We start from the raw sequence: 8,952 nt of genomic DNA, 5'->3' as shown, positions 1-8,952 counted from the left end.
GATCCGTCACGCACGCGGCCTGGTCTGCCTGACCCTGACCGAGGAGCGTTGCGACGAGCTGGCGCTGCCGATGATGACCTCGAAGAACGGGACCTCATTCGGCACGAATTTCACGGTGTCGATCGAAGCAGCCGAAGGTGTGACCACCGGCATTTCCGCCGCCGACCGCGCGCGTACCATCCAGGTGGCCGTGAACAAGGGCACGACGCCGGACGACCTGGTCCAGCCGGGCCACATTTTCCCGCTGCGCGCCCAGAAAGGCGGGGTCCTGATGCGCGCCGGCCATACCGAAGCCGGCTGCGACCTGACCGAGATGGCCGGCCTGACCCCGGCCTCGGTGATCTGCGAGATCATCAAGGAAGACGGCACCATGGCGCGCCTGCCCGACCTGATCGAATTCGCAAAAGAACACAACCTCAAGATCGGCACCATCGCCGACCTGATCCACTACCGCAGTCAGAACGAAAGCCTGGTCGAGCGCGTGGCCGAACGCCAGCTGACGACCCCCTATGGCGAGTTCAAGCTGATTGCCTACCGCGACAAGCCGAGCGGCGCGGCCCACCTGGCCCTGGTGCACGGTGAGCTGTCGCGCGACAGGGAGGCCCTGGTGCGCGTGCACCAGCCGGTGTCGATCCTCGACGTGCTCGGCAACTGCGCCTCGACCCACTCCTGGGACCTGGCCTCGGCGCTGAAGACCATCAAGGCAGGCGAGTGCGGTGCGGCCGTGCTGTTGAATTGCGGAGAGACCGCGGACCAGTTGTTCGCCCAGTTCGCCCCGCGCGACACCGGCCCGAGGAGCGCCCGCGCCGCGTCGATGGACCTGCGCACCTACGGTATCGGCGCACAGATCCTGCGCAACCTCGGCGTCGGCAGGATGCAGTTGCTGGCCAACCCGCGCAAGATGCCGTCGATGACCGGTTTCGACCTGGAAGTCACCGGCTACCTGCCACAGCCTTGTGCGTGAAGCGTGCAGGGACGAATACCCACTAATATATATACATACCATCGAGAAGAAGAGGTCAGCCATGACGGTAGGAACTTTTGAAAGCAATCTGGCGGGCGAAGGCCTGCGCATCGGCATCGTGCAGGCACGATTCAACGCCGACATCGGCCACGGCCTGCTGTCGTCCTGCCTGGCCGAACTGAAGCGCCTGGGCGTGGCCGACGAGGACATCCTCCACATCACCGTGCCGGGTGCGCTGGAAGTGCCGCTGGCGCTGCAGAAGATGGCCGAGACCCAGCAGTTCGACGCGCTGATCGCGCTGGGCGCGGTGATCCGCGGCGAGACCTACCACTTCGAGCTGGTGTCGAACGAATCGGGCGCGGGCATCACCCGCATCGGCCTGGACTACGGCATGCCGATCGCCAACGCCATCCTCACCACCGAGAACGACGAGCAGGCCGAAGCCCGCATGGCCGAGAAGGGCGCGGACGCGGCACGCGTCGCGGTCGAGATGTCGAACCTGCTGTTCGCGCTGGAAGAGCTTCAGGCCGAAGAAGAATAAGGAAGAGAATCACATGACTGATAAAACCACGCACGCCAACCCGAGCAAGAACCGCACGCCGCGCCACCGCGCGCGCGAGTTCGCGCTGCAGGGCCTGTACCAATGGCTGCTGAACAATGAACCGGCCCGCACGGTCGTCACCAACATCCGCGGCGCCCACGGCTTCGACAAGGCCGACGGCGAATTCTTCAGCGAACTGCTGAACGGCACCATCGCGACTTCGGTCGAACTGCGCGAAGTCATCGCCCCGCTGATCGACCGCGGCGTGGCCGAATTGTCGCCGATCGAGCACGGCGTGCTGCTGCTGGGCGCCTACGAGCTGAAGAACCACCCGGAAATCCCGTACCGCGTCGTCATCAACGAAGCGGTCGAGCTGACCAAGTCCTTCGGCGGCATCGATGGCCACAAGTACGTCAACGGCGTGCTGGACAAGCTGGCCTCGACGCTGCGTCCGGACGAGGTAGGGGCGGACGCGCGCCGCTGATCCGGAACGCAACTATATAGAGAGAAGCCACCGCGGCGCTGCCCGGTGGCTTTTTTATTGCGCCAAGTTGCGCATCGAGCTGAATCCAATGACGCTCGGCAGCGCCGGCGGGCCTCGATGGCCGCCGGTGCACCCGATGCGGCAAATAAAAAGCCACCGCAAGCGGTGGCGCGTGAGGAGTGTTTTCTGACTGGCTTACAGCGTCGCCAGCGCTTCCGAACCGTGGTTCTCGGCCGTGGCCGGTGCGCTTGCCGGCGCCTCCGCCGGGGAGGCTGCGGGAGCCCGTTTCACCACGGTGGTTTCCGGCAGCGGGCGCGGGTTGGTGGTCGGGACCTTGTGGCCCTTGGCAACCTGCTTCAGTTTCTTGTACTCGGCCAGCACCTTGGCGCCGTAGCCGGAATCGCTCTCCAGGTCGGCCGCGCCGACATAGGTCTTCAGGCCGCCTTCGACGGAACCGGTGCGCTTGACGTAATCCTTCAGGATCAGGGCGCCGACCTTGATGTTGGCGACCGGATTCAGGGCCGCCTGCTGGCCGCCCACCTGTTCGAACTTGTCATGATGGACCTTGGCCATGACCTGCATCAAGCCCTTGGCGCCCATCGGGCTTTCGGCGAAGGGGTTCAGACCCGATTCGATCGCCATCACGGCCAGGATCAGCAGCGGGTCCAGCTTGACCTCGTGTGCCGTCATGTAGGCGGTCGAGACCAGCATGTTGGCGGCATCGCTGGCGACGCGGTAGCGCTTGCTCAGCCAGGAGGTGACCCACTGCTGCTGCTTGCTGTTGCCGAGGTGCTCGGCGCCGGCATGGGGCGTTTCGACGGCTTCGGCGACGTCCGCGACGATGGGCGCCGGGGCGGCCTGGGTCACGACGACGATTTCAGGTTCGGGGTGCAGCATGTTCGAGACGCGCTTGGCGACGTCTTCGTTGGTATAGAGCAGCGCGAGCATGGCGACTGCGGAGAGACCGAACACGGTCAGGGTATTGCGTGCGGTATTCAGTACACCGCGTGCCGCTTTGCTCACGGAAGACCACGTGACTGGCTGGCTGGCCATGGATTGCACGAGCCTTGCGCTCGTGATGAAACGATTGATCATCGAATTCCCCTTGTCGCGGCAAAAAGGACTCCTGTCACACCGTCCGGGACGCTGTGTCGGGTAACTGATTGCCGTGCATCAGAAATATCGTAGGTCGCCGCGGTGCGGCCGACTAACGCCGTCATTGCTTTGCTACAGCTGGCTGCTTTGAAACCCGTGCGGGTGGAACCAGTGGCTCAACAACTGTCTCGGGGGGGTAGGGCAGACGCCCAGTGAAAACACTCCTCAAAAATGTCATGTGGGGCCCCGACCCCGTGAATGCATGAGAACAGCTAAAATCATGTCAGAAAGACTTGCCTGCCTCATCAAGTAGGACGGATTCTAGTGGCTCCTTTATACCAAGTCAACCCTAGCACAATCTGTTCTTATTACTTTTAGTTCTGATTTCCACGCCGCAAGAATGAAATGTCTTGCTAAATCAGCTACTTGGCATGGTGCCTTGAACCAGCTTCTATTGACGAGATAACGATCAAAACTTGATGAAATATTCAGATTTGCGGGACTTTATGGCTCAGCTCGAACGGATGGGCGAGCTCAAGCATGTTGGCGTACCGGTGTCGCCCCACCTCGAGATGACGGAGATCTGCGATCGCACCCTGCGCGCCGAAGGGCCTGCGCTGCTGTTCGAAAAGCCTGCCGGTCACACGATCCCGGTCCTGGGCAACCTGTTCGGCACCCCGCGCCGGGTCGCGCTCGGCATGGGGGCGGAAGACGTCGGCGAACTGCGCAAGATCGGCCACGTGCTGGCGCGCCTGAAGGAACCGGAGCCGCCCAAGGGCTTCAAGGACATCATGGGCCTGGGTTCCCTGGTCAAGGCTGTCTGGGACATGGCGCCGAAAGAAGTACGCGGCGCCCCCTGCCAGGAAATCGTCTGGGAAGGGCAGGACGTCGACCTCGCGCGCCTGCCGATCCAGCACTGCTGGCCGGGCGACGTCGCGCCCCTGATCACCTGGGGCCTGGTCATCACCAAGGGACCGCACAAGAAGCGGCAGAACCTGGGAATATATCGCCAGCAGGTGCTCGGCCGGAACAAGGTGATCATGCGTTGGCTGGCGCATCGCGGCGGGGCGCTCGACTTCCGCGAGCACGCGTTGGCCAATCCGGGCAAGCCGTATCCGGTCGCGGTGGCGCTGGGCGCCGACCCGGCCACCATCCTGGGCGCCGTCACCCCGGTGCCGGACAGCCTGTCCGAATACCAGTTCGCCGGCCTGTTGCGCGGCCAGCGCACCGCGCTCACGAAGGCCATCGGCAGCGAGTTGCGGGTGCCGGCATCGAGCGAGATCGTGCTCGAAGGGCATATCTACCCTGACGCGAACCACCCATCCGGCTTCGAGCACGCCCTCGAAGGGCCTTACGGCGACCATACCGGCTATTACAATGAGCAGGATAGCTTTCCCGTGTTCACGATCGACCGCATCACGATGCGGCGCGATCCCGTCTACCACTCGACCTACACCGGCAAGCCGCCCGATGAGCCGGCAGTGCTGGGCGTGGCGCTGAACGAAGTGTTCATCCCGCTGCTGCAGAAGCAGTTCAGCGAGATCACCGACTTCTACCTGCCGCCGGAAGGCTGCAGCTACCGGATGGCGGTGGTGCAGATGAAGAAGCAGTACGCCGGCCATGCCAAGCGCGTCATGTTCGGGGTGTGGAGTTTCCTGCGCCAGTTCATGTACACCAAGTTCATCGTGGTGGTCGACGAGGACGTCAACGTGCGCGACTGGAAGGAAGTCATCTGGGCCATCACGACCCGGGTCGACCCGACCCGCGACACGGTCATGGTCGACAACACCCCGATCGACTACCTCGATTTCGCCTCGCCGATCAGCGGCCTGGGCAGTAAGATGGGCATCGATGCCACCAACAAGTGGCCGGGCGAGACCAACCGCGAGTGGGGCACGCCGATCGCGATGACGCCGGAAGTCAGGGCGCGCGTGGACGACATCTGGGGAACGCTGGGCCTGTGACAGCGGCGGACTTCCGTGCGGCGCGTGGGGCGGGGCGCAGATAGACTGCGCCTTTGACCACCACGTATCGGAGGCCCGATGAACATCCTGATGGTGCTGACCTCGCACGACCTTCTCGGCGACACCGGCAAGAAAACCGGTTTCTGGCTGGAAGAGTTCGCTGCTCCCTATTATGTGTTCAAGGATGCCGGCGCAAACCTGACGCTGGCCTCCCCCGCGGGCGGGCAACCGCCGCTCGACCCGAAAAGCGACGAGCCCGACGCGCAGACCGAGGCGACCCACCGCTTTCGCACCGATCCGGAGGCGCAAGAGGCGCTGGCGAATACGGTCACGCTGTCGAGCGTACGCGCGGAGGATGTCGACGCCGTGTTCTATCCCGGCGGTCACGGCCCGCTGTGGGACCTGGCCCAGGATGCCGATTCGATCCGCCTGATCGAGGCCATGCTCGCCAGCGGCAAGCCGGTGGCGGCGGTCTGCCATGCGCCGGGCGTGCTCGGGCGTGCCAAGGGGCCGGACGGCGCTCCACTCGTCAAGGGCAAGCGTGTGACCGGCTTTACCAATACCGAGGAGGCTGCGGTGGGGCTGACCGAGGTGGTGCCTTTCCTGGTCGAGGACATGCTGGTGCAAAACGGCGGGGAGTATAGCAAGGCCGGGGACTGGGAGCCCTACGTCGTGACCGACGGCCTGCTCGTCACAGGCCAGAATCCCGCATCGTCGGAGCCGGGCGCGCATGCGCTGTTGGCGCTGCTGAAGGATCGCGGCTAGGTCTTCGCAAGGCATTGCAAGATCCGGCCCCAAAAAACCTGGGGTCGGGTATAATGTTTCTTGGCGGGCCCCTGCGCATTGCGGCATGGTTTACCTGGTCAGGTCGGGAACGAAGCAGCCAAAGCCGTTCACCGCAAGTGCCGCAGATCAGGCTCGCCTCTTCCTCTCCGAATTCCTTCCCTGCGTCACCCTTCCATTCCTGTTTCATGCGCTTCCCAGTGCCGGTCCATGCACGCGGTCGTCAGTACGTATGCACCTGCACTGTCGATAATTTCAATAATTTCATTCTTGATTATCTCCGCATTCTCACACATTGTTGCATTGCGACGACGTGATGAATAAATATTTGACGAAGTTGCTGAAAAATATTTCCGTACGGAATATTTTCTGGTTCAATCGAAGTACTCATCGTACATACAGGCGGGCGCTTCGATCATGGATAACCAAGTCAATCAAACATCGTTACGTCAACACTATCTTTGGGCCGACCGCCTGATGCTCTGGATCCTTTGGGGCCTGTTTGCCGTGGGCTTGGGGTTGTCCGGGATGTACGATACCCTGCGTTGGGCGCTCCTGGTCGGCTTTCCCGCGGCAGCGGTTCCAAGCGCGATCATCATGCTGGCTGGCGGCACCCGCGCGGCGCGCATGAGCGTGGCGGTCGCCTTGATGGTGTTTTGTGCACTCCATATTCATCAGGCAGCGGGCCGCACCGAGCTGCACTTCGGGATCTTCGTCCTGCTGGCTTCACTGCTGTGCTATCGCGACTGGTCGGTCATCGTCGTGGCCGCAGGCGTGGTAGCCCTGCATCATCTGTCGTTCAGTTATCTCCAGGAGCTGGGCTTTGGCGTGCTTTGCATGGCCGAACCGGGGTTCGGCATGGTGCTGCTCCATGCGGCCTACGTCGTGGTCGAGAGCGCCGTATTGTGCTACCTGGCCAACTCGCTGCACCGGGATGCACTGCAGTCCGCGGAGCTGAGCGCGAGCGTGAAGCTCCTGCAGGACGAGAAAGGCATGATCAGCCTGCAGCCGGAAGCGCTGCCGGCCACCAGCCATAGCGGCCGTGCGTTGCAGGATGTCGTCCGCCTGCTGCAGGGGGCCATGCAGCGCGTGCAGCAGGGTGTCAAGACTACCGCGGCGACGGCGGGCGAGATCGCCAGGACAAACGCCGAGCTCGCCGCGCGTACGAGCGAGCAGGCGGCGTCGATCCATGCAACGGTGAGCTCGATGGCGCAACTGACCGGCTCGGTCGAGCAGAACGCCGAGAATGCACGGGAGGCCAATGAGCTGGCCGGCAGCGCTTCCCAGGTAGCGGCGCGCGGCGGCCGGGTGGTGGCGCAGGTGGTCGAGAAAATGCAGGCGATCGATGCCTCGTCGCGCCGCATCGGCGACATCATCTCCGTCATCGACGGCATCGCGTTCCAGACCAACATCCTGGCACTGAACGCGGCCGTGGAAGCGGCGCGGGCCGGCGAGCAGGGCCGCGGCTTTGCCGTGGTGGCGAGCGAGGTGCGCAACCTGGCCCAGCGATCGGCAACGGCAGCGCGCGAGATCAAGCAGCTGATCGAGGCTTCCAGCGCCGAGGTCGGCGCCGGTAGTGCGTTGGCGCAACAGGCCGGTGCGACCATGGAGCAGGTGGTCGACGGCGTTCACAAGGTTTCCAGCCTGATTGCCGAGATCAGCGAGGCCAGCCGCGATCAGGCCGAGGGCATCGCCGCGATCGGACAGGCCGTGAGCGACATGGATGCTGCCACACGCGACAATGCAGGACGGGTGGAAGTGGCTGCCGGCGCCGCCGGCGAGCTGGCAGAGCAGGCCGAGCGCCTGGCGCAGGTCGTGCATGCTTTCCGCCTTGGTCCGGCGTCGCGCCCCGAGGCGCTGCAGTGGGCGGCCTAAGCTTGCCGTTGTTGGCGTGATGCACTGCCATGGAATGTTCGCGGCAGTCGCCAACTGCGGTAAAATCCCGACATGTCCTATCAAGTCCTCGCCCGCAAATACCGTCCCAAGAACTTCGAAACGCTGGTCGGCCAGGAGCACGTCGTCCGTGCCCTGACCCATGCGCTGAAGACGGGCCGCCTGCATCACGCCTACCTGTTCACCGGGACGCGCGGGGTCGGCAAGACGACGCTGTCGCGCATCCTGGCCAAGTCGCTCAACTGCGTCGGCGCGGACGGGCAGGGCGGAATCACGGCCGAACCCTGCGGCGTCTGCGAAGCCTGCCGCGCGATCGACGCCGGCCGCTTCGTCGACTACATCGAGATGGACGCGGCGTCCAACCGCGGGGTGGACGAGATGGCCCAGTTGCTGGAACAGGCGGTGTACGCGCCGAGCAATGCGCGCTTCAAGGTCTACATGATCGACGAGGTGCACATGCTCACCAACCACGCGTTCAACGCGATGCTGAAAACGCTCGAAGAGCCGCCGCCGCACGTCAAGTTCATCCTCGCGACCACCGACCCGCAGAAGATTCCGGTGACGGTGCTGTCGCGCTGCCTGCAGTTCAACCTCAAGCAGATGCCGCCCGGACATATCGTCGGGCACCTGGAAAACATCCTTGGCCAGGAAGGCGTGGCCTTCGAGCAGCCGGCCTTGCGCCTGCTGGCGCAAGGCGCCCACGGCTCGATGCGCGACGCGCTGTCGCTGACCGACCAGGCCATTGCCTATGCCGCCGGCCAGGTCACGCTCGAAGCGGTGCAGGGCATGCTGGGGGCGCTCGACCAGTCCTACCTGGTGCGCCTGCTGGACGCGCTGCTGGCGCAGGACGGCGCCGACCTGATGGCGGTGGCCGACGAGATGGCCAGCCGCAGCCTGTCGTATAACGGCGCGCTGCAGGACCTCGGCACGCTGCTGCACCGGATCGCGCTGGCGCAATCGGTGCCCTCGGCGGTGCCGCAAGACCTGCCGGAACTGAACGACATCCTGCGCCTGGCCCAAGCCTTCGACCCGCAGGAAGTGCAGCTGTACTACCAGATCGCGGTGCACGGCCGCAACGAGATCGGCCTGGCGCCGGACGAATACGCGGGCTTCACCATGACCCTGCTGCGCATGCTGGCCTTCCGCCCGGGGCAGGGCGGCGCCGAACTGCAGCCGGCCGCGCCGGCGGCGGCCGTGGCGCCGGGCCAGGCCCCGGCCGCCCGCGCCG

At 64.4% G+C, this 8,952-nt stretch carries 8 protein-coding genes and 1 other RNA gene; 8 read left to right on the top strand and 1 reads right to left on the bottom strand.

The window, feature by feature from the left end; genetic code table 11:
• The 3 genes from ribBA to nusB form a co-directional block, all read left to right on the top strand.
• Positions 1–964: bifunctional 3,4-dihydroxy-2-butanone-4-phosphate synthase/GTP cyclohydrolase II (gene ribBA, locus MA09_RS02525; protein ID WP_036245308.1), on the top strand; the 964-nt coding region annotated here is incomplete at its 5' end.
• Positions 965–1,025: 61 nt separating this feature from the next.
• Entirely contained in the window at positions 1,026–1,505 is a 480-nt protein-coding gene (ribH, locus tag MA09_RS02520) for a 6,7-dimethyl-8-ribityllumazine synthase (RefSeq protein ID WP_036245112.1), read from the top strand.
• 13 nt (positions 1,506–1,518) lie between these two features.
• Complete coding sequence (gene nusB / locus MA09_RS02515) at positions 1,519–1,989, top strand: transcription antitermination factor NusB (protein ID WP_036216485.1); 471 nt, start codon at positions 1,519–1,521, stop codon at positions 1,987–1,989.
• 195 nt (positions 1,990–2,184) lie between these two features.
• Here the strand turns inward: nusB and MA09_RS02510 are convergent, their stop codons facing one another.
• Positions 2,185–3,042 (bottom strand): transglycosylase SLT domain-containing protein, encoded by an 858-nt coding sequence (locus MA09_RS02510; RefSeq protein WP_051933113.1) that lies wholly within the window; start codon positions 3,040–3,042, stop codon positions 2,185–2,187.
• A gap of 521 nt (positions 3,043–3,563) precedes the next feature.
• Between MA09_RS02510 and ubiD the strand changes: the two genes are divergently transcribed.
• From ubiD to dnaX, 5 genes are all read left to right on the top strand, one after another.
• Entirely contained in the window at positions 3,564–5,048 is a 1,485-nt protein-coding gene (gene ubiD / locus MA09_RS02505) for a 4-hydroxy-3-polyprenylbenzoate decarboxylase (protein ID WP_036245107.1), read from the top strand.
• Between the two features lie 78 nt (positions 5,049–5,126).
• Positions 5,127–5,813 carry a type 1 glutamine amidotransferase domain-containing protein gene (locus MA09_RS02500; protein ID WP_036245105.1) on the top strand — a complete coding sequence of 229 codons (687 nt, stop codon included), beginning with the start codon at positions 5,127–5,129 and terminating at the stop codon, positions 5,811–5,813.
• A gap of 62 nt (positions 5,814–5,875) precedes the next feature.
• Positions 5,876–5,974: signal recognition particle sRNA small type (gene ffs, locus MA09_RS23965), an RNA gene on the top strand.
• Positions 5,975–6,308: 334 nt separating this feature from the next.
• Positions 6,309–7,706: a methyl-accepting chemotaxis protein gene (locus tag MA09_RS02495; protein WP_161783187.1), complete on the top strand. Its 1,398-nt coding sequence runs from the start codon at positions 6,309–6,311 to the stop codon at positions 7,704–7,706.
• A gap of 72 nt (positions 7,707–7,778) precedes the next feature.
• The coding region (gene dnaX / locus MA09_RS02490; RefSeq protein ID WP_036245103.1) for a DNA polymerase III subunit gamma/tau at positions 7,779–8,952 on the top strand (1,174 nt) is incomplete at its 3' end.

Origin of the sequence: Massilia sp. BSC265 (genome assembly GCF_000740675.1) — a bacterium.
Classification (GTDB): Bacteria; Pseudomonadota; Gammaproteobacteria; order Burkholderiales; family Burkholderiaceae_D; genus Telluria.
Note: the sequence above shows the minus strand (reverse complement) of the source record. Positions and strands in the feature narration are given on the sequence as shown.

Bases quoted from the DNA above. Each gene is read 5' to 3' on its own strand.
- MA09_RS02495 (WP_161783187.1), top strand. From the start codon at position 6,309: ATGCTCTGGATCCTTTGGGGCCTGTTTGCCGTGGGCTTGGGGTTGTCC.
- ribH (WP_036245112.1), top strand. From the start codon at position 1,026: ATGACGGTAGGAACTTTTGAAAGCAATCTGGCGGGCGAAGGCCTGCGC.
- MA09_RS02500 (WP_036245105.1), top strand. From the start codon at position 5,127: ATGAACATCCTGATGGTGCTGACCTCGCACGACCTTCTCGGCGACACC.
- ubiD (WP_036245107.1), top strand. From the start codon at position 3,564: ATGAAATATTCAGATTTGCGGGACTTTATGGCTCAGCTCGAACGGATG.
- nusB (WP_036216485.1), top strand. From the start codon at position 1,519: ATGACTGATAAAACCACGCACGCCAACCCGAGCAAGAACCGCACGCCG.
- MA09_RS02510 (WP_051933113.1), bottom strand. From the start codon at position 3,042: ATGGCCAGCCAGCCAGTCACGTGGTCTTCCGTGAGCAAAGCGGCACGC.